The organism is Mesorhizobium australicum, from assembly GCF_900177325.1.
In the GTDB taxonomy this organism is placed as follows: domain Bacteria; phylum Pseudomonadota; class Alphaproteobacteria; order Rhizobiales; family Rhizobiaceae; genus Mesorhizobium_A; species Mesorhizobium_A australicum_A.
Genome location: NZ_FXBL01000004.1, coordinates 4,133,894 through 4,155,010 on the forward strand (window position 1 = coordinate 4,133,894; position 21,117 = coordinate 4,155,010).

Sequence of the window (21,117 nt, forward strand, 5' to 3'; positions counted from 1 at the left end):
TGAATTCGTGCCCGCACGGGCTAAGTGTGGCGCAACACGGAGCAGGCGATGGGCACGACGGAACTGACACCACAGGCCGACCGAAAATCGATAGGGCCCTTGCCTGCCGGCCACCCACCCGTACGCAAGGGCCGCATTGGAGTCCTCCTCGTCAATCTCGGCACGCCCGACGGCACGGACTATGGGTCGGTTCGGCGCTATCTGAAGGAGTTTCTCTCCGACAGGCGCGTCATCGAGATACCTCCCCTCGTCTGGCAGCCGATCCTCAATCTCTTCATCCTGACGACGCGGCCGCAGAAGACCGGCGCCAACTACCGCAAGATCTGGAACACCGAGCTGGACGAGTCGCCGCTGCGCACCTTCACGCGCGGCCAGGCGGAGAAGCTTGCTGCCGCGCTCTCCGACAACCCGGACATCTCGGTCGAATGGGGCATGCGCTACGGCAATCCGTCGACCGCCAGCGCGCTCGATCGCCTGCTCCAGCAGGGCTGCGACCGTATTCTGACCTTCCCGCTCTATCCGCAGTATTCCGCCACCACGACGGCGACCGCGAACGACCAGCTCTTCCGCGCCCTGATGGAGATCCGCAACGCGCCGGCCGTGCGCACCGTGCCGGCCTATTACGACGAGCCGGTCTATATCGACGCGCTGGCAGATTCACTGAAAGGCCATCTCGCCAAGCTCGACTTCGAGCCGGAGGTTGTTCTCGCTTCCTATCACGGCCTGCCGAAGGTCAATCTCGAGAAGGGCGACCCCTATCATTGCCATTGCCTGAAGACGACGCGTTTGCTGCGCGAAAGGCTGGGCTGGGACGAGAAGCGGCTGATCAGCACCTTCCAGTCGCGCTTCGGCGCGCAGGAATGGCTGCAGCCCTACACCGACAAGACGGTCGAGCGGCTGGCCAAGGAGGGTGTCAAGCGCATCGCCATCCTCAATCCCGGCTTCTCGGCCGACTGTATCGAAACGCTGGAAGAGATCGACGGCGAGGTACGCGAAGTGTTCCTGCATGCCGGCGGCGAGCGCTTTGCGCACATCCCCTGCCTCAACGACAGCCCTGAAGGCATGACCGTGATCGAGAGCCTGGTCCGGCGCGAAGTCCAGGGCTGGATCTGACCGGCCGGAACGTCCTTGCAGGCGGCGCGTTTCCCTCGGCTGACTGAGGGGATAGCCGAATGATCCGCAGACTCGACCTGAGGACCGGAACGCCGGTCTGGATGGCCTATCGCGCGCCGCGCGTACCAGTCGCGACGCTCTCGCGCGACATGAAGACCGACGTGCTGGTCGTCGGCATGGGCATATCCGGCGCAATGATCGCCGAGGCGCTCACTGCCGACGGACTGGACGTGATTGTCATCGACCGGCGCGGTCCGCTGAAAGGCTCCACGCCCGCGACGACAGCGCTCGTCCAGTATGAGATCGACCAGCCCCTCACCCTGCTGTCGCGGAAGGTCGGCAAGACGCATGCGCAGGCCGCGTGGCGCCGTTCGCGCGTCGCTGTCGCCAACCTCTCCGCCAGGCTGGACGAACTCGGCATCGCCTGCGCAAAGACTCCACGCCCCTCGCTCCTCCTCGCAGGCAATGTGCTCGGTGCGTCTGGCCTGCGCGACGAAGCCAATGCGCGGCGCGAGGCAGGGCTTTACGCGGAATATCTCACCGCAGGGCAGCTTCGAGATCGTTTCGGCATAGAACGGGACGGCGCGATCCTCAGCCCCGACAACCTAGCGCTCGATCCGCGCAAGATGACGGCGGGATTCCATCTGGCGGCGATCGCGAGGGGTGCGCGCTACCACGCCCCCGCCGAGGCGAGCGCCTTCCGCTCGTCCGCTTCCGGCGTTGAGGTAGAGACGAGCCAGGGCCCGGTCATCTCCGCGAAGCATGTTGTGCTTGCGACCGGCTACGAGCTCGCATCCGTGGCCCCCGCCAAGGGCCACTCCGTCATCTCCACCTGGGCGATCGCGACGCGGCCGCAGAAGCAGGCCCTCTGGCCTTCGCAAGCCTTCATCTGGGAAGCGTCGGACCCGTATCTCTATCTACGCGCCACGGCTGACGGCCGCGTCGTTTGCGGCGGCGAGGACGAGGAATTCCAAGACGAGGACGCGCGCGATGCCCTCATGGCCGCTAAGACGAAACGCATCGCTGAAAAGCTCGGCCGGCTGATGCCGCACCTGGACGTCACGCCGGAATTCGCCTGGACCGGCTCTTTCGGTACGACCGCAACCGGCCTGCCGATCATCGCGAAAATCCCGCGCCACCCACGCATCCATTCCGTCATGGGATATGGCGGCAACGGCATCACCTTCTCGCGCATGGCGGCCGAGATCATCCGCACGGACCTCGCCGGCGGCCGCGATGCCGACGCCGCGCTCTTCGCCTTCCCCGAATAGCAACCCGGCCGGGGATTGTTGCGCGCCGAGATTGTAACGCGCACGGAACACGCTTAAATCGTTGGACGCAGGCGATGCGAAGCGGCATCCGTCCACCGAAACGGGGGTTCCCATGGACTTTTCTGGCCTCGATATCGTGATACCGGTCCTCGTGGTCCTGGTGCTTCTGCTCATCTTCGCAGGTATCAAGACCGTCCCGCAGGGGTTCAACTACACGGTCGAGCGCTTCGGCCGTTACACCCGAACGCTCACCCCCGGCCTTAATCTGATCATCCCGTTCATCGACCGCCTCGGCGCGAAGATGAACATGATGGAGCAGGTTCTGGATGTTCCGACCCAGGAGGTCATCACGCGCGACAACGCGATCGTCGCAGTTGACGGCGTCGCCTTCTTTCAGGTGCTGAACGCGCCGCAGGCCGCCTATCAGGTGTCGGGCCTGCAGAATGCTATCCTCAACCTGACAATGACCAACATCCGCTCGGTCATGGGCTCGATGGATCTCGACGAGCTTCTGTCCAACCGCGACGCGATCAACGAGCGCCTGCTCAAGATCGTCGATGACGCGGCGAGCCCATGGGGCATCAAGATGACCCGCGTCGAGATCAAGGACATCAATCCGCCCGCGAACCTGGTGGAATCCATGGCCCGCCAGATGATGGCCGAACGCAACAAGCGCGCCCAGATCCTCGAAGCGGAAGGTTTGAAGCAGGCGCAGGTGCTGGAGGCGGAAGGCCGCAAGGAAGCCGCCTTCCGCGATGCCGAGGCCCGCGAACGCGCCGCCGAGGCCGAGGCCCGCGCCACGCAGGTCGTGTCCGAAGCGATCGCCAAGGGTGATGTCCAGGCCATCAACTACTTCGTCGCACAGAAATACACCGAGGCGCTGGCGAAGATCGGTTCCGCCACCAACAGCAAGGTGGTGTTGATGCCGATGGAGGCTTCCTCGCTGATCGGCACGCTGGGGGGCATCGGCGAGATCGCCAAGGAAGTGTTCCGCGCGGAGGGCACCGCGGGCGCGCAGCGCTTGGCCGGCCGCACTCCACGCGTCCCGCCGGAAGGCGGGAACTGAGGCCGCGCCTCGTTCCAGGCGCAGGGAGGTAACGCATGCTCGAACGGATATTCCTGGAGCTCGGACCCTGGAACTGGATGGTTCTCGGCTTCGTGCTGCTCGCGCTGGAAATTCTCGTCCCGGGTGTCTTCCTGCTCTGGATCGGCATCGCGGCGATCATCGTCGGTGCGCTGTCGCTGCAGTTCTGGGACTGGGCGGCCTGGACCTGGCAGGTGCAGACGCTGCTTTTCCTCGCCTTGTCGCTGGTCGCCGCCTATGTCGGCCACCGCGTCAACAAGGCGCGCGAGACCGACAGCGACGAACCCTTGCTCAACCGTCGCGACGCCCAGCTCGTCGGGCGCACCGCGACGCTCGAGGAGCCGATCCGCGAGGGCCGCGGTCGCATCAGGCTGGATGACACGGTCTGGAAGGTGATCGGCCCCGACGCCCAGCCGGGCACGCGCGTCCGCGTCGTCAGCGCGCATGGCGGAGAGCTGACCGTCGAGACGGTCTGACGGAACTCAGGCCGCGCCGATCCTCAAAAGATCATGCAGGTGGACGATGCCGACCGGCTTCGGGCCTTCGACAACCATCAGCGTCGTGATCGCGGACGAGTTGATCAGCTGCAGCGCGGTGGCGGCGAGCATGTCGGGCGAGATGGTCTTGGGATTGCGCGTCATCACCTGCTCGACGCTGAGCGACAGCAGGTCGCTGTCGATGTGACGGCGCAGGTCGCCGTCGGTGATGATCCCGGTCAGCGCACCCTCCCCGTCGACGATGCCGACGCAGCCGAAGCGCTTGCGCGAGATCTCCAGGATCGCCTCGCGCATGCTCGTGCCCGCCGGCACGATCGGCAGGCGGTCGCCGGTATGCATGATGTCGCCGATGAGCGTGAGGTTGGCGCCGAGTTGTCCGCCCGGGTGGAAGGTGCGGAAATGGTCGGCCGTGAAGCCCCTTGCCTCCAGCAGCGCCACCGCGATCGCGTCGCCGATGGCGAGTTGCAGCAGCGTCGAGGTGGTCGGCGCCAGCCCGTGCGGGCAGGCTTCCGGCGCGCGTGGAAGGCAGAGCACGACGTCGGATTCCCGCGCCAGGATCGAGCCATCGTTCGAGGTGATCGCGATCAGCGGGATGGAGAAGCGCCGCGCATAGGAAACGATGCCCTTGAGCTCGGCGCTCTCGCCCGACCACGACATAGCGATGACGACGTCATCGCTGGCGATCATGCCGAGATCGCCGTGATTCGCTTCAGCTGGATGGACGAAAAAAGCCGGCGTACCGGTTGAGGCAAGCGTCGCGGCGAGCTTCGAGCCGATATGGCCGCTCTTGCCGACGCCGGTGACGATCACGCGGCCGGAAATGCCCGAAATCGCCGAGACCGCATCCGCGAAGGGCTCGGCGAGCCCGTTGTCGAGCGCGGCTGCGAGAGCAGCCATTCCGGCCTGTTCCGTCGTGATTGTCCGCACCGCGGAGCGGATCGCGGCGGCGCGGTCTACGGTCTTGCGTTTCAGGCCTGCATGCATGGCGCCCGGATTAGCGCGTCGTCCCGTTCCTGTCCAACGCTGTTTCAGAGCGGCTGGCGCTTCTCAACCCTCCATTAACCATCGCCGTTTACGGTTCGGTAAGCATGGCGCAAGCAGCGCCGTGGCAAATTCGAGTGGTCATGCCGCGTCTTCGAACCCCTTCGTCGCGCCTGCTGCGCAGCCGGGCTCTGCTGCTCTCGGCTGGCGTCGTGCTCGTCGCGCTCGCCCCGGCATTCTCGCAGGAAGCAGGTCTGCGCGGCGAAGTGACCGAAGCCGATATCCGCAGGGACCTCGTCTCCCGCCCCTCGCCGCTCTATCCGGTGACGCCGCCGACGCCGGAGGAGCAGCGCGCCGCCAACCCCGCCTACGTTCCCGAAGGCCCCCGCGCGACCGAGGAAGAGGCCGTTCCGGCGGAAACGCTCTCGACCCTGTTCTCCGATGCGGCAGGCGATGCCGCGGCACTCGGAGAACCCGAAGCGGCGGAGAGGCCCGTTGGCGTCCGCAAACGCGAGAGCGAGACAGAAGCCGTTCCCGAAGAACCCGCCGCGGAGGAGGAAGAGCCCGCTTCCGCCAACCCGCGCGCGGAAAAGGTCGATTCGGAGGACGAAGAGCGCAACATCCGCATTGAGCCCGAGAACGTCCGCACCGCCGGCATCGAGAGCCCCGAGCCGGAGGTGGAGGAGAACCCCTACGCGCCGCTCGGGCTGCGCCTCGGCACCTTCAATGTCATCACCACGCTGGAACAGGGCCTGACCTGGACTTCCAACGCGACCTACAGCCCACAACCGAAGTCGGCATTGCTCTCCGAGTCGACGCTGCGCCTCAATGCGGCATCCGACTGGTCGCGACACTCGGCGAACATCAACGCGTACGGCACCTACCGCAAATCGATCAGCGGCGAGCCCGTCACCGATCCGTCGGCGGGCATTGACGCCACGCTCAACCTCGACTTCGCCGACGACCTGCGCGGCATCGGCAAGCTCGGCTATGTGCTGAAGCGCGAGGACGCCGATTCGCCCGTCGAACAACCGGAAACAGTCACGTCACGACCTATCCGCCAGGAGATCACAGGTAGCCTCGGGCTCGAGAAGGATGTCGGCAAGCTGCGCTTTGCCGCGACCGCCAACCTGCTGCGCCTCGACTACAGCGACGCCGACCTCAGCGAGGGCGGAACCCTCTCGCAGCGCGAGCGCAATTCGACGCTGGTCACCGGCGTTCTTCGCGCCGGCTATGAGATCTCGCCGGCGATCACGCCCTTTTTGGAACTCGAATACGGCCGCCGCAGCTACGACTTCACGCCCGAGGGCGGCAACCACCGCTCCTCCGACCGCATGGCCGCGCGGCTCGGCACGGAACTCGACCTCGGCGAAAAGCTGTCCGGCGAGCTGGCGCTCGGCTATGTGACTGAAAACTTCGACGATGCCGCCCTCTCCGACATTTCGGGCATGTCGGCGAGCGCCGACCTGTCCTGGTCGCCGCAACGCGGCACGACCGTCGGCTTCAACGCCTCGACCGAGGTGGAAGGCACGACGACTGCAAACGAGAGCGGGTCCGTCCTCTATTCGGGAACCGTCTCGTTGCAGCGCGAGATCCGCGCCAACCTGTCGGCAAACGCCTCGCTCGGCCTGTCCTGGCGCGATTATGCCTCGACGCCGGACCACGATCTCACCTGGCGCGGAGAAACCTCGCTGACCTGGTGGCTCAACCGCTATGCCGGGGTGACCGGGCGCTACCGGTTCGAGCATCTGACCAGCACGAAGACGGAAAGCGACACGACGGTCCACAACGTCTTCCTGGGCGTCACGCTGCAACGGTAGCGGCCGTGCCGGCCGCTATTCCGTGGGCGTCACCTCGGCAGACAGCCGTTCGATCGCCGACTGGACATGGCCGCGCATGTCCGGCCGCCAGAGGCCGAAGGCAATGTTCGCCTCGATGAAGCCTTCGGGCGAGCCGCAGTCGAAGGTGCGGCCGCGATAGTGGAAGCCGTGGAAAGTCTGTGCCTTGGCGAGCGTCAGCATTGCGTCGGTAAGCTGGATCTCGTTGCCCGCCCCGCGCTCCTGCGTGGCGAGGATGGAGAAGATCTCCGGCTGCAGGATGTAGCGCCCGTTGATGAACAGGTTGGACGGCGCGGTGCCCGGCTTGGGCTTCTCGACCATCTGTGAGATCTCGAAGCCGGTGTGGACATCCCTGCCCTTGCCGACGATGCCGTATTTGTGCGCTTCGGCGGGATCGCATTCCTGCACGGCGACGACGTTGCCGCCCGCCTCCTCGTAGAGCTCGACCATCGAGGCCATGCAGCTCTTCTGCGACTGCATGATCATGTCCGGCAGCAGCAGCGCGAACGGCTCGTCGCCGACGAGTTCGCGCGCGCACCATACTGCATGCCCGAGGCCGAGCGGCACCTGCTGGCGTGTGAAGCTGGTCGTGCCGGCCTCCGGCTGCATCGCCGACAGCTTGTTGAGCGGCTCCGTCTTGTTGCGCTCCCGCAGCGTCGCGTTGAGCTCGAACTGGATGTCGAAATGGTCCTCGATCACGGCCTTGTTGCGGCCGGTGACGAAGATGAAATGCTCGATGCCGGCGGCGCGTGCCTCATCCACCACATACTGGATCACCGGCTTGTCGACGACGGTGAGCATCTCCTTCGGGATAGCCTTCGTCGCCGGGAGAAACCGTGTTCCGAGCCCTGCGACCGGAAACACTGCCTTGCGAATCTTCTTCTTGGACACCTTTTCCTCCGCGCCGGTTTCACCGGCGTTGGTCCGACACTTTCATGCCGGAATTTAGAAATACTGAACATTTCCGCAACTGACCAAACGGAATGCGTACTTGACGTTCAGGTTCCGTATCGTCTCTATGGTAAACTGAATCCTAACCCTCTTCTCCGATGAATTGGCTTCCGAAACGACGATGGAGGCAAGTATGTTCATTCGCAGAACGACGATCCGCGCGGGGGTTGCCGCTCTTGCGCTCACGCTCGGCTCGATGGTTGCGGCTGCGCCCGCCCTCGCCGACGCCGGCTTCAAGCGCTGGATCGCCGATTTCCGCGGCGTCGCCGCCGGTGCCGGGATTTCCGGCAGCACGTTCGACCGCGCCTTCCGGGGGGTCAGCGATCCCGATCCGGAAGTGCTCGAAAAGGCGCGCTACCAGCCCGAATTCACCGCTCCGGTATGGGACTATTTCGACAACCGGGTGAACGAGGATTCGGTCCGCGTCGGCCGCGAGATGGCGCGCAAATACAAGTCCACCCTCGACAAGATCGAGGCGCGCTTCGGTGTCGATCGCCACATCCTGCTCGCCATCTGGTCGATGGAATCGAACTACGGCGAAATCCTCGAGAACGACAAGGTCATGCGCAACGTCGTGCGCTCGCTCTCGACGCTCGCCTATGCCGACAAGAAGCGCGCCAAATTCGCCCGCACCCAGCTGATCGCGGCGCTGAAGATCCTGCAACGCGGCGACATCGACGAAAGCCATCTGACCGGCTCGTGGGCCGGCGCCATGGGGCACACGCAGTTCATTCCGACGAGCTTCATCGCCTACGGCGTCGACTTCGACGGCAACGGCCGCCGCGACATCTGGAATTCGGTTCCCGATGCGCTCGCCACCGCGGCCAACCTGCTTGCCAAGAACGGCTGGCAGTCGGGGCAGACGTGGGGCTACGAGGTCGCCCTGCCGCAGGGCCGCAAGTTCCCGGGCGGCAAAGCGTCGATCGCGAAGTGGGTGGACATGGGCATTACGAGGGCAAGCGGCAAGCCGTTCCGCTCGACGGGCATGTCGGCCGAGCTGAAGGTTCCGGACGGACGTTCCGGCCCGGCATTCCTGGCGACGAAGAACTTCTTCGTGCTGAAGGCCTACAACAATGCGGACAAATATGCCCTGGCGGTCGGCCTCCTTGCCGACCAGATTGCAGGCTATGGCGAACTCGTGAACGACTGGAACCGGCCGTTCACGAAGCTGACCTTCGCGGAGAAGCAGGAACTGCAGAAGCGTCTCCTCACGCTCGGCTATTATGACGGCGAGTTGGACGGCAAGATCGGCTCGGGCTCGCGCGAGGCGATCAAGGCGTTCCAGCAGCGCGCAGGTCTCGCGGCCGACGGACATCCGAGCAAGGAAGTGCTGACGACGCTTCGTCAGAGATAGTGGTGGGTTTTGCGACACACGGCGTTCCGGAACATCTCATCCAGGGCCATCGCGATCTTGACGGTCGCGGTGGCCGCGACTTTTTTCGTGTCGTCGATCGCACCCGTCTTCGCGCAGGATCGCCCGCGTTCGCTGTTCGACTTTCTGTTCCGGTCGAACAGGCCGAGGCCGGAGGTCGAGGTTCCGGAGAAGCTGCCGCGCCCGACGATCAAGCGCAAGACGTCCGCCAGCGCGAGCGAGCCCAGCGCGCCGGCGCCAGAGGCCGTCGCCAAGGCGGAGGATGCCCGCGTGGTGCTCGTCGTCGGCGACTTCCTGGCCAGCGGCCTGGCCGAGGGGCTTGAGAGCGCTTACGCCGAGCTTCCCAACGTGCGCGTCGTGGTGAGGGCGAACGGCTCCTCCGGCATCGTCCGCGACGATTTCTACGATTGGCCGGCTGAGATCGGCGGCATCATCGAACAGGAAAAGCCTGCGGCGGTGGTGGTCATGCTCGGCGCGAACGACCGTCAGGAAATGCGCGTCGGAGACGTGCGTGAACCGAAGCGTTCCGAGAACTGGATGAAGGAATACGAACGGCGCGTCGCCAATCTCGCCAAGGCGGTGACCGATCGCACGATCCCGCTCGTCTGGGTCGGCATGCCGTCGTTCAAGAATTCCACCATGGCGTCCGACATGCTCGCCTACAACGACGTCTACCGCTCGGCGGCGGAAGCCGCGGGCGGCAGCTTCGTCGACATCTGGGACGGTTTCGTCGACGAGAACGGCGCCTTCGTCTCGACCGGTCCGGACATCAACGGCAACCCGGTGAGGCTGCGGTCGGGCGAGAACGGCATCAACCTGACCCGGCCCGGCAAGCGCAAGGTCGCCTTCTACGCCGAGAAGCCGCTGGAGAAGATTCTCGGCACGGCCAGGCCGGCGCAGATCGGGGCAATCGGCCCGAACGGGCTCTTGCCGCAGCCGCCGGGCGCGGTCGGCCCGGTCGATATCGATCGCACCGTTCCGATTTCGCTGTCCGATCCGGAACTGAACGGCGGTCAGGAACTGCTGGGCGCCACATTCAAGCCCGGCGTGGAAAAATCGCAGACCGCGGCGGAAAAGCTCACCAAGGAAGGCATCGCGCCGCGGCCGGTCGTCGGCCGGGCAGACGATTTCGGCGACGGCGTCGCGGCGAAGTCCGCAGCCGGAACTCCCCCGGCGGCAGCGGAGAAGACGACGGCGATCGCGAACTGACGTCGCCGCCGGTGATCCGGCCTATCGCGGCAGGACCGAAGACCCCATCAGATGCTCGTCGACCGCGCGGGCGGCCTGCCGGCCCTCGCGGATCGCCCAGACGACCAGCGACTGGCCGCGACGCACGTCGCCGGCGGCGAACAGCTTGTCGACGGAAGTGCGGTAGTCCTTGTCGTTGGCCACGACATTGGTCGAGCCGCGCGCATCGCGGTTGAGCTTCAGCCCCTCGGTGGTCGATGCGAGCCCATCCTCCATCGGCCCGGCGAAGCCGATCGCGATGAAGGCGAGATCCGCGCGGATGACGAATTCGGTGCCGGCGATCGGCTTGCGCTTCTCGTCGACCTCGCAGCACTTCACGCCGGTCAGCGCCCCGTCCTCGCCGATGAACTCCAGCGTCGCGACCTGGAACTCGCGCTCTGCGCCCTCGGCCTGGCTGGACGAAGTGCGCATCTTGGTCGCCCAGTACGGCCAGACGGTCAGCTTGTCCTCCTTCGCGGGCGGCTGGGGGCGAATGTCGAGCTGCGTGACGCGGACGGCGCCCTGGCGGAACGCAGTACCGACGCAGTCGGACGCCGTGTCGCCGCCCCCGACCACGACCACATGCTTGCCGTTGGCGAGGATCGGATCCGCCGCCCAGGCGACCGACGTGATCGGCTCGCCGCCGACACGCTTGTTCTGCTGCACCAGATACGGCATCGCATCGTGCACGCCGGAGAATTCGATCCCGGGGATGCCCGCCGGACGCGGCTTCTCGGAGCCGCCGCAATAGAGGACGGCGTCATACTCGGCGATCAGCTCGTCGAGCGGCTTGTCCACGCCGACATTGACGTTGCAGAAGAAGGTGACACCCTCGCCCTGCATCTGCTCGACGCGGCGGTCGATATAGTGCTTCTCGATCTTGAAGTCGGGAATGCCAAAGCGCATCAGCCCACCGGGACGGCTCTCGCGCTCGTAGACATGCACCTCGTGCCCGGTGCGGCCAAGCTGCTGCGCCGCCGCCATGCCGGCCGGCCCCGAACCGATGATAGCGACCTTCTTGCCCGTCTTCGCGGCTGCCGGCTGCGGCACGATATAGCCGCTGTCATAGGCCTTGTCGGCAATCGCCTGCTCGATCGTCTTGATCGCGACCGGAATGTCCTCGAGATTCAGCGTGCATGCCTCCTCGCAGGGCGCCGGGCAGATGCGGCCGGTCCACTCCGGGAAGTTGTTCGTCGAATGGAGATTGCGGATCGCGTTGTCCCAGTCGCCATTGTAGACGAGGTCGTTCCAGTCCGGAATCTGGTTGTGGACCGGGCAGCCCGTCGGGCCATGACAATAGGGCACGCCGCAATCCATGCAGCGCGCGGCCTGTTTCTCGACCTCCTTGTCCGACATCGGCAGCGTGAATTCGCGGAAGTGCCTGATGCGGTCGGAGGCCGGCTGGTACTTGTGCACCTGCCGGTCGATCTCAAGAAAGCCTGTTACCTTGCCCATCGAAGTTCCTACTCACGATCCACGGGAGCATCCCGCAGCCAATTCTCTACTTTCAGTCCAGGAACGCGAACGAATTCTCGTTCGTTGTCCGTGACCAGCGTCACCCCGAGTGCCACGGTGTGAGCGGCGATAAGCATGTCGTTCTGGCCAATTATCCTGCCTGTGCGTTCCAGCAACGTCCGTATGCGCGCATATGCAAAGTCGGCTGGCGTATCCCAAGGTGCGATCTCGAAACTTGCCAGGGTCTGCTCTATCAGCTGCTCCAGCTTGGGCGAATCCGCTTTCGTGTAACCGAACCTCAGTTCGGCAGCGACGATGATGCTGGTGCCGAGCTCGCCCACTTCCAAGTTCCGCACCCGACTTGCGGCGGCACCATTCGGAAACCTGTAGATGTTCGAGATCACATTTGTGTCGAGCAGATACCTCACTTCGGAAAGTCCAGATCCACCGGGTCGGGCGGAAAGTCCTCTATTTCCGGAAACTCATCGTCGGTCAGCGGCGGCTGCTGCCGCAACCAGTCGATGAGTTCGCGAGGAGACATCCGTTTCTTGCCCGGTGAGATCGTAAGGCTACCATCGGCCTCTCTGCTGATCGTGACTTCATCTCCCTCAAGCTCGAATTCCTTAGGAATGCGCACCGCCTGACTCCGCCCATTGCGAAAAAGGCTGGCAGTGCGCGTTTTGTTGTCGTGTGCGTTCACCGAACCTCTCCTTATGGCATATGACAAAGCATATGCCATAAGTCGCCCCATTTCAATGGAGCCTACTCCGCCGCGACCCCCATGCGAGAGCGCTCCATCTCGATCAGCGCACGGCGGTACTCGACCGGCATGACCTTCCGGAACTTCGGCCGGAACTCAGCCCAGTTGTCGAGGATATGCTTGGCCCGCGTCGAACCCGTATAGTGCAGGTGGTTCGAGATGAGCTGGTAGAGCCGCTCGTCGTCGTGCCGCGTCATGTCACCGGTCACGTCGACGCGGCCCATATGGGCAATGTCGCCGCCATGGTGATGCAGCTTCTCGAGCAGCTCGTCCTCTTCCGGCACCGGCTCCAGGTCGACCATCGCCATGTTGCAGCGTTCGGCGAAGTCGCCGGCCTCGTCGAGCACATAGGCGATGCCGCCCGACATGCCCGCCGCGAAGTTGCGGCCGGTCTTGCCGATAACCACCACCACGCCACCGGTCATGTATTCGCAGCCGTGGTCGCCCACGCCTTCGACGACGGTGACGGCGCCGGAGTTACGCACGGCGAAGCGTTCGCCGGCGACGCCGCGGAAGTAGGCCTCGCCCTCGGTTGCACCGTAGAGCACGGTGTTGCCGACGATGATGGAGTCCTCCGCCACGATCCGTGCATCATCCGCCGGGCGGATGACGATGCGACCGCCCGACAGGCCCTTGCCGACATAGTCGTTGCCGTCGCCCACCAGCTCGAACGAGACGCCACGCGCCAGGAAAGCCGCGAAAGACTGCCCGGCCGTTCCGGTCAGCTTGACGTTGATCGTGTCGGGACGAAGCCCCTTGTGACCGAAGCGCTTGGCGACCTCGCCCGACAGCATCGCGCCGGCCGAACGGTCGACGTTGCGAATGGTCGCCTCGATCGTCACGGGCTGCCGGGCGACGAGCGCCGGCTCAGCCTCGGCGATCAGCCTGCGGTCGAGGACGTCGTCGATCGGATGCTTCTGGGTCTGCGTCCAGTAGGTCTCTTCCTTCAGCGCGTCCGGCTTGTAGAACATGCGCGTGAAGTCGAGGCCCTTCGCCTTCCAGTGATCGATCACCGCCCGCTTCTCCAGCAGGTCCGATTGGCCGATGATCTGGTCGAGATGCGTGTAGCCCATCTGGGCGAGCAGCTCGCGCACCTCATCGGCGACGTAGAAGAAGAAGTTGATCACGTCTTCGGGCGTGCCCTTGAAGCGCTTGCGCAGCACCGGGTCCTGCGTCGCCACGCCCACCGGACAGGTGTTGAGGTGGCACTTGCGCATCATGATGCAGCCGGCCGCGATCAGCGGCGCCGTCGAGAAGCCGAACTCGTCGGCGCCGAGGAGCGCGCCGACGATCACGTCGCGGCCGGTGCGGAGCCCGCCGTCGACCTGAAGCGCCACGCGGCTGCGCAGGCCGTTCAGCACCAGCGTCTGGTGCGTCTCGGCAAGGCCCATCTCCCAGGGCGAGCCGGCATGCTTGAGGGAGGTCAGCGGCGAAGCGCCGGTGCCGCCGTCATAGCCCGAGACCGTGATGTGGTCCGCGCGCGCCTTGGCGACGCCGGCGGCGACCGTGCCGACGCCGACTTCCGAAACGAGCTTGACCGACACGCCTGCGGCCGGATTGACGTTCTTCAGGTCGAAGATCAGCTGCGCGAGATCCTCGATCGAATAGATGTCGTGATGCGGCGGCGGCGAGATCAGGCCGACGCCCGGCGTCGAATGCCGGGTCTTGGCGATGGTCGCGTCGACCTTGTGGCCGGGCAACTGGCCACCCTCGCCGGGCTTGGCGCCCTGCGCGACCTTGATCTGCATCATGTCGGAGTTGACGAGATACTCCGCCGTCACGCCGAAACGGCCCGAGGCCACCTGCTTGATGGCCGAGCGCTCCGGGTTCGGAGAGCCGTCCGGCAGCGGCTTGTAGCGGTCAGGCTCCTCGCCCCCTTCTCCCGTATTCGACTTGCCGCCGATCCGGTTCATTGCGATCGCGAGCGTGGTATGGGCCTCGCGCGAGATCGAGCCGAACGACATCGCGCCCGTCGAGAAGCGCTTGACGATCTCGGACGCAGGCTCGACGCTCTCCAGCGGCACCGGCTTGCGGCCGGCAGCTTCCGCCAGCTTGATCTCGAACAGGCCGCGAATGGTCTTGGCCCGCGCCGCGGCGCTGTCGAGCTCGGAAGAATATTCCTTGAACGTCTCCCACGACTTCTTGCGCACCGCGTGCTGCAGCGTCGCGACCGCGTCGGGCGACCACATATGCGCCTCGCCGCGCATGCGGAACATGTATTCGCCGCCGACGTCGAGCGCGCTGCGCAGCACGGGGTTGTCGCCGAAGGCGTCCGAGTGGCGACGCACCGTCTCCTCGGCGATCTCGTCCAGGCCGACGCCCTCGATCGTGGTCGCGGTGCCCGCGAAGTAACGGTCGACAAACTCGGACTTGAGACCCACCGCGTCGAAGATCTGCGCGCCGCAATAGGACTGATAGGTCGAGATGCCCATCTTGGACATGACCTTCAGGATGCCCTTGCCGATCGACTTGATGAAGCGGCCGACGATCTCGCCCGCATCCACCTCAGGCGGGAACTCGCCGCGCTTGTGCATGTCGAGCAGTGTGTCGAAGGCGAGATACGGATTGATCGCCTCCGCGCCATAGCCGGCGAGACAGCAGAAGTGATGCACCTCGCGCGGCTCGCCGGTCTCGATGACGAGGCCGACAGACGTGCGCAGACCCTTGCGGATCAGGTGGTGATGCACGGCCGCCGTCGCGAGCAGCGAGGGAATGGCGATGCGGTCCGGTCCGACCTGGCGGTCGGACAGGATGATGATGTTGTAGCCGCCCGCGACCGCTGCCTCCGAGCGCTCGCACAGCCTCTCCAGCGCACCCTGCATGCCCGCCGCCCCTTCGGACGACGAATAGGTGATGTCGATGGTCTTGGTGTCGAACCGGTCTTCGGTGTGGCCGACCGAGCGCAGCTTTTCCAGATCGCCATTGGTCAGGATCGGCTGGCGCACCTCGAGCCGCTTCTTGCGCGACGTCCCCACGAGATCGAAGATGTTCGGCCGCGGCCCGATGAACGAGACGAGGCTCATCACCAGTTCCTCGCGGATCGGGTCGATCGGCGGGTTGGTGACCTGGGCGAAGTTCTGCTTGAAATAGGTGTAGAGCAGCTTCGACTTGTCCGACATGGCCGAGATCGGCGTGTCGGTGCCCATCGAGCCCACGGCCTCCTGGCCGGTGGTGGCCATCGGCGACATCAGGATCTTGGTGTCTTCCTGCGTGTAGCCGAAGGCCTGCTGGCGGTCGAGCAGCGTCACGTCGCGGCGCGGCTCGCGCGGCGCCACCGGCTTCAGGTCCTCGAGGATGATCTGCGTGTTCCTCAGCCAGTCGCGATAGGGATGCTTCGCGGCAATCTGCGACTTGACCTCGTCGTCGGAGACGATGCGGCCTTCCTGCAGGTCGATCAGCAGCATGCGGCCGGGCTGCAGCCGCCACTTCTTGACGATGTGCTTCTCCTCGACCGGCAGCACGCCGGCCTCGGATGCCAGGATCACCCGGTCGTCGTCGGTGACGATGTAGCGCGCCGGGCGCAGGCCGTTGCGGTCCAGCGTCGCGCCGATCTGACGACCGTCGGTGAACGCGACCGCCGCCGGCCCGTCCCACGGCTCCATGAGCGCGGCGTGATACTCGTAGAACGCCTTGCGGTCGGCGCCCATCAGCTTGTTGCCGGCCCAGGCTTCCGGGATGAGCATCATCATCGCATGGGCCAGCGAATAGCCGCCCTGCGTCAGGAACTCGAGCGCATTGTCGAAGCAGGCCGTGTCCGACTGCCCCTCATAGGAGATCGGCCACAGCTTCGAGATGTCGTTGCCGAACAGCTCCGAATCGACCGACGCCTGCCGCGCCGCCATCCAGTTGACGTTGCCGCGCACCGTGTTGATCTCGCCGTTGTGCGCGACCATCCGGTACGGATGCGCCAGCTTCCACGACGGGAAGGTGTTGGTCGAGAAGCGCTGGTGGACGAGGATCAGCGCGGATTCGAAATCCGGATCCGAGAGGTCCTTGTAGTAGGAGCCGACCTGGTAGGCGAGGAACATGCCCTTGTAGACGATGGTGCGCGACGAGAGCGACACGCAGTACGCGCCGACGTCCTTGTTGTCGTGCTCGTGGTAGAGCCGCCCCGAGATCACCTTGCGCAGGATATAGAGCCACCGCTCGTATTCGTCGTCGGACGAGGCCTCGGCAGGCCGGCCGAAGAAGACCTGCCGGTGCACCGGTTCGGCGGCCGCGATGTCGGGCGCCTTCGACAGTGACTCGTTGTCCACCGGCACGTCGCGGAAGCCGAGCAGGGGCACGCCTTCCGAGGCCGCGCTCTCGCGAATCAGCTCCTCGACGTGCAGACGCTTCGTCTCGTCCCGCGGCATGAACCAGTGACCGACGGCATACTGGCCGACCGGCGGAAGCTCGACGCCCTGCGCCGCCATCTCGCGGCGGAAGAACTTGTCTGGAATCTGGACGAGCACGCCCGCGCCGTCGCCCATCAGCGGGTCAGCTCCGACTGCGCCGCGATGCGTCAGGTTCTCGAGCATGAACAGCCCGTCCTTGACGATCTGGTGCGACTTGACGTTCTTCATCTGCGCGATGAAGCCGACGCCACAGGCATCGTGCTCGTTGCGCGGATCATAGAGGCCGACGCGGCCAGGCTGCGTTTTGACGGCGCGCGCATTGCCCTGCGTACGGGCAGCAAGCTCCGTCGTCAGAGATGGCGTCATGTCCGTCATCGCTTCATCCTCCTGTTCGATCGGGGAATCGGTCCCCGCACCCATCGCGCGCAAGGCCGGAATGGCGCGATGATACGCCAATTCCGGCCATCGTAACGACGATAATTAAGACAGCAGTGCTGTCCTATATTTTGTATGGCAGAAATCGGGCGGCCACACAAGACCGAATTGCAAAGGTTGAGGTCGGGCTGCGTATTTTTCATGCATGGGCATGCAGTCGACGGAAATTTTCTTTCGCCACCAGCCGGCAGGCGAAAACGGCGCGCCCGACGGCAAGCCGGCCGCCGGCCGTTGCCCGCTGAAAGATGCTTGCACAAGACGATCTGAACGAACAGTGTCCCGCCGCACTGCAACAGGGGCCCAGCATGATCTTTTCCTCCGACAACTGGGCAGGCGCCCACCCATCCATCGCCGAAAGCCTCGTCAGGCACGCCCGGGGCTTCGCATCGGCCTATGGGACGAGCGATCTCGACAAGGCGGTCGACGCCACATTTAGCCGGATCTTCGAACGCGATGTCGCCGTCTTTTTCGTCGGCACCGGCACGGCCGCGAATTCGCTTGCGATGGCCGCCTGCTACAGGCCGGGCGGCGTGGCCTTCTGCCATTCCGACGCACATATGATCGTCGACGAGTGCGGCGCGCCGGAATTTCTCGCCGGAGGGATCCGCCTCTGTCCCGTGGCGGGTGCGCTCGGCAAGATCGGCCCGGATGCGCTTTCCGCGGCGATCGGTCGCTATTCGGCGCGGGTCGTCCATTCCGGTCAGCCGATGGCAGTCTCGATCACCCAGGCGACGGAAGTCGGAACCGTCTATTCGCTGGACGAGATCGAGGCGGTGGCAGGGGTTTCGCATGCCCACGGACTGCCCTTGCACATGGACGGCGCACGCTTCGCGAACGCGCTCGTGGCGCTGGAGACGACGCCGGCCGAGATGACCTGGAAGCGCGGCGTCGACCTGGTTTCCTTCGGCGGCACCAAGAATGGCTGCTGGTGCGCGGAGGCGCTCGTCGTCCTCGATCCGGGGAAAGCCGCCGAGATTCCCTTCCTGCGCAAGCGGTCGGCGCATCTCTTCTCGAAATCGCGCTTCATAGCGGCGCAGTTCGAGGCCTATTTCGCCGACGATCTGTGGCTCGCCACCGCGCGCCACGCCAATGCGATGACGAAGCGCCTGGCGGACGTGCTCGCCTCGTCCAATCGCGTCAGGCTTGCCTGGACGCCGGATGCGAACGAGGCCTTCGCCGTGATGCCGCGGGCGCTGATGGAAGAGCTGAACGCCCAGGGCGCCCGCTTCTATCCCTGGGCAAAGCCCGCGTCCTATGACGAGCCGGTCGCCGACGACGAAACGGTCTGCCGCTTCGTGACGAGCTTCGCGACGCGCGATGAGGATATCGACGGGTTCCGCAAGCTGCTGATGTCGAAATAGATCCTGACCCGATTGTCAGGAGGTCCGCCCGCCCCGGCTGGCCGGACGGACCCAGGCCTCCTAGCTGTGTCACGGGCGGATCGCCAGTGACGGAACAGGAGCCACACGATGTCCTCATTCGCGGAATTCATGGAGCGGCGCGAAGCCGCGGCGGAAGCGTATGTGCGCGGCCGGTCCGACAAGGTCGAGGCCATGGCCTCCGAAACCGAACCATCGACCTTCTTCGGTCCCGACGGCAAGGTGCTCGCCGGAAGGTCTGCGATCGTCGCCTCCTACCAGGCTGGCGCTTCGCGGTTCGGGTCGGATGGAGAGAGCCGGCTGGACGTGATGCAGTCCGCCGAGGGCGGCGACATTGCCTATTGGTGCGGCATCCAGCGGGCGATCGTCGAGATGGATGGCAAGGCCGTCCCGATGAACCTGCGGGTGACCGAGCTGTTCAGACGGGAAGACGGCGACTGGCGGCTGGTTCATCGCCACGCCGACTTCCTGCGGGAGTAGAAAACGGAAGCGGCGCCCGGAGGCGCCGCCATGATGTGCCGTGAAGACTGGATTACGCGGCCGCTTTGGCCTCGATCTGCTTCGAAGGCTTGGCCGCGGTCGCAATCGCGATCTTGCGCGGCTTCATCTCTTCCGGAATGTTCCGCTTGAGATCGACATGCAGCAGGCCGTTCTTCAGCGTGGCGCCGGTTACCTCGACATGGTCGGCGAGCTGGAAGCGGCGCTCGAACGCGCGGGACGCGATGCCGCGGTAGAGCAGCTCCGAACCCTCATTGGCGCTTTCCTCGGACTTCTCGCCCTTGACGGTCAGCACGTTGCGGTGAGCCTCGATGGAGATCTCGTTCTCGCCGAAGCCGGCAACCGCCATCGTGACGCGGTAGGCGTCCTCGCCGGTGCGCTCGATATTGTAGGGCGGGTAAGTCTGGCCCCCGTCGGGCTGGCCGATCTGGTCCAGCATCGAGAAGAGACGGTCGAAGCCGACAGTGGAACGATAGAGCGGCGAAAAATCAACAGAACGCATGGGTGTTCTCCCTTGAGCAACAAGTCTTGCGTGATGACCGACTCTCGAAAACCCGTAGCGGCGTTTCCTGTCGGTCAGTGGCCCCTTCAAGGCGGCCACGACAATGATTTGGGAACGGCATTTTGCGATTTCAAGGACTTTTTCGCGCCACCTTCGATGAACGCAGGATGAACCGCCGCTTCGGATGCCGTTCAGGCCGCGACGCCTAGAGTTCGGTCATGGATCAACGGTCGATCGGGGCCTGCGATCCCGGTTCGGGTGTATCGTCCCTTCCACCCGGGCTTGAATCGGCCGGAGGCGGCTTGTCCGCTTCCGGCCATTTTTTTGCGATCGCGACAATGTGGAGCTGCTCGACATCCGGCGGTTACGTCGACCCATTTTGACATGCCCGAGCCCTCGGAGGCTTTGCTTTTGCAGCCGGCCTCCCTATCAAGGACCGCAGTGCCACCGGATTCTTCAATGACCGAATCTCTGGTCGACATTCCCGAAAATCCCGCACCGGACTGGGGCGAGGTCGAACGCTTTTCCGCTCATGACGGCCGCTCCATCCGCTATGCCCGCTTCCCTGCGCAGACGCGGCCGCTGAGAGGCACCGTCGTCATCCTCGCCGGGCGCAACGAGTGCATCGAGAAGTATTTCGAGACGATCCGGGAGCTCTCCGCGCGCGGCTTCGGCACGGCCATCATGGACTGGCGCGGCCAGGGCGATTCGGAACGGCTGCTGCGCGACCGCGCCCGCGGCTATGTGACGAGTTTCGACGAATACGTCTCCGACCTGGAGAAATTCTTCGACGACGTCGTCCTGCCGGATTGCCGGGGACCTTACTATATCCTCGGACACTCGACCGGCTCGCTGATCGGGCTGCTCGCCACTCCGCGTCTCTTCAACCGCGTGCGACGCATGGTCCTCGTGGCGCCGCTGGTGGAGTTCGTCGGCCTTCCCGTCTCGATGACGGCGCTGCGCCGCATGACCGCGGTCCTCTACAGCCTCGGCCTCGGCACCCTCTACGTCTCCGGCGGTCCACGCCCGAAGGGTGGCTACCCCTTCGCCGCGAACAAGCTGACGACCGACCTCGCCCGCTTCACCCGCAACACTGCTTTGTTCAACCAGGCGCCGCATCTCGCGATGGGCGGGCCGACGGTCGCATGGGTGCACGCGGCCTGCATCGCGGCCGAACGCGTGCGCGATCCCGATTTCGCGGCAAGGCTGCACATTCCGACGCTGTTCGTCGCTGCCGGCGGCGACGAGGTCGTGTCGACGCCGGCCATCGAGGCCCTGTCGCGGACGATGCGGTCCGGGTCGGTCGTCACGATCGACGGCGCCCGCCACGAGATCCTGCAGGAAGCCGACATCTACCGGGAGCAGTTCTGGGCGGCCTTCGACGCCTTCATACCCGGCGAAGACGCCGAGGACTGAC

Annotated in this window: 17 protein-coding genes; 10 read left to right on the forward strand and 7 right to left on the reverse strand. The window is 65.1% G+C overall.

Annotated elements, in window-relative coordinates:
* Window positions 1-48: 48 nt before the first annotated feature.
* From hemH to B9Z03_RS22945, 4 genes are all read left to right on the forward strand, one after another.
* Window positions 49-1,113: a ferrochelatase gene (hemH, locus tag B9Z03_RS22930; RefSeq protein ID WP_085466339.1), complete on the forward strand. Its 1,065-nt coding sequence runs from the start codon at window positions 49-51 to the stop codon at window positions 1,111-1,113.
* A 59-nt stretch (window positions 1,114-1,172) separates the two neighbouring features.
* A complete protein-coding gene (locus tag B9Z03_RS22935) occupies window positions 1,173-2,384 on the forward strand; it encodes an NAD(P)/FAD-dependent oxidoreductase (protein ID WP_085466340.1) in 1,212 nt (403 codons plus the stop codon).
* A gap of 112 nt (window positions 2,385-2,496) precedes the next feature.
* Window positions 2,497-3,450: an SPFH domain-containing protein gene (locus tag B9Z03_RS22940; protein WP_085466341.1), complete on the forward strand. Its 954-nt coding sequence runs from the start codon at window positions 2,497-2,499 to the stop codon at window positions 3,448-3,450.
* Window positions 3,451-3,485: 35 nt separating this feature from the next.
* Complete coding sequence (locus B9Z03_RS22945) at window positions 3,486-3,944, forward strand: NfeD family protein (protein WP_085466342.1); 459 nt, start codon at window positions 3,486-3,488, stop codon at window positions 3,942-3,944.
* A 6-nt stretch (window positions 3,945-3,950) separates the two neighbouring features.
* Here the strand turns inward: B9Z03_RS22945 and B9Z03_RS22950 are convergent, their stop codons facing one another.
* Complete coding sequence (locus B9Z03_RS22950; protein WP_085466343.1) at window positions 3,951-4,949, reverse strand: KpsF/GutQ family sugar-phosphate isomerase; 999 nt, start codon at window positions 4,947-4,949, stop codon at window positions 3,951-3,953.
* 140 nt (window positions 4,950-5,089) lie between these two features.
* On the opposite strand from B9Z03_RS22950, the gene B9Z03_RS22955 reads away from it, so the two are divergent.
* Window positions 5,090-6,766, forward strand: a complete 1,677-nt coding sequence (locus B9Z03_RS22955; RefSeq protein ID WP_176247598.1) for an outer membrane beta-barrel protein — start codon at window positions 5,090-5,092, stop codon at window positions 6,764-6,766.
* Window positions 6,767-6,781: 15 nt separating this feature from the next.
* Here B9Z03_RS22955 and galU read toward each other — a convergent pair whose 3' ends face one another.
* Complete coding sequence (galU, locus tag B9Z03_RS22960; RefSeq protein WP_085466345.1) at window positions 6,782-7,675, reverse strand: UTP--glucose-1-phosphate uridylyltransferase GalU; 894 nt, start codon at window positions 7,673-7,675, stop codon at window positions 6,782-6,784.
* Between the two features lie 193 nt (window positions 7,676-7,868).
* On the opposite strand from galU, the gene B9Z03_RS22965 reads away from it, so the two are divergent.
* A complete protein-coding gene (locus B9Z03_RS22965) occupies window positions 7,869-9,089 on the forward strand; it encodes a lytic murein transglycosylase (protein ID WP_085466346.1) in 1,221 nt (406 codons plus the stop codon).
* A gap of 69 nt (window positions 9,090-9,158) precedes the next feature.
* Window positions 9,159-10,316 (forward strand): SGNH/GDSL hydrolase family protein, encoded by a 1,158-nt coding sequence (locus tag B9Z03_RS22970; protein WP_176247599.1) that lies wholly within the window; start codon window positions 9,159-9,161, stop codon window positions 10,314-10,316.
* A gap of 21 nt (window positions 10,317-10,337) precedes the next feature.
* Here the strand turns inward: B9Z03_RS22970 and B9Z03_RS22975 are convergent, their stop codons facing one another.
* The 4 genes from B9Z03_RS22975 to gltB form a co-directional block, all read right to left on the reverse strand.
* Window positions 10,338-11,789 carry a glutamate synthase subunit beta gene (locus B9Z03_RS22975; protein ID WP_085466348.1) on the reverse strand — a complete coding sequence of 484 codons (1,452 nt, stop codon included), beginning with the start codon at window positions 11,787-11,789 and terminating at the stop codon, window positions 10,338-10,340.
* Between the two features lie 8 nt (window positions 11,790-11,797).
* A complete protein-coding gene (locus tag B9Z03_RS22980; RefSeq protein WP_085466349.1) occupies window positions 11,798-12,217 on the reverse strand; it encodes a type II toxin-antitoxin system VapC family toxin in 420 nt (139 codons plus the stop codon).
* Window positions 12,214-12,489: an antitoxin gene (locus B9Z03_RS22985; protein WP_244561819.1), complete on the reverse strand. Its 276-nt coding sequence runs from the start codon at window positions 12,487-12,489 to the stop codon at window positions 12,214-12,216. The genes B9Z03_RS22980 and B9Z03_RS22985 overlap by 4 nt, the downstream gene beginning before the upstream one ends.
* A 62-nt stretch (window positions 12,490-12,551) precedes the next feature.
* A complete protein-coding gene (gene gltB / locus B9Z03_RS22990; protein WP_085466350.1) occupies window positions 12,552-17,261 on the reverse strand; it encodes a glutamate synthase large subunit in 4,710 nt (1,569 codons plus the stop codon).
* A 365-nt stretch (window positions 17,262-17,626) separates the two neighbouring features.
* Between gltB and B9Z03_RS22995 the strand changes: the two genes are divergently transcribed.
* Together B9Z03_RS22995 and B9Z03_RS23000 are read left to right on the forward strand one after the other, a co-directional pair.
* A complete protein-coding gene (locus B9Z03_RS22995) occupies window positions 17,627-18,682 on the forward strand; it encodes a threonine aldolase family protein (protein WP_085466351.1) in 1,056 nt (351 codons plus the stop codon).
* Window positions 18,683-18,790: 108 nt separating this feature from the next.
* Entirely contained in the window at window positions 18,791-19,180 is a 390-nt protein-coding gene (locus B9Z03_RS23000; protein WP_085466352.1) for a YybH family protein, read from the forward strand.
* A 52-nt stretch (window positions 19,181-19,232) separates the two neighbouring features.
* Here the strand turns inward: B9Z03_RS23000 and B9Z03_RS23005 are convergent, their stop codons facing one another.
* Complete coding sequence (locus tag B9Z03_RS23005) at window positions 19,233-19,700, reverse strand: Hsp20 family protein (protein WP_085466353.1); 468 nt, start codon at window positions 19,698-19,700, stop codon at window positions 19,233-19,235.
* 459 nt (window positions 19,701-20,159) lie between these two features.
* Here B9Z03_RS23005 and B9Z03_RS23010 point away from each other — a divergent pair, with 459 nt between their 5' ends.
* Window positions 20,160-21,116 (forward strand): alpha/beta fold hydrolase, encoded by a 957-nt coding sequence (locus B9Z03_RS23010; protein WP_085466354.1) that lies wholly within the window; start codon window positions 20,160-20,162, stop codon window positions 21,114-21,116.
* Window position 21,117 lies beyond the last annotated feature (1 nt).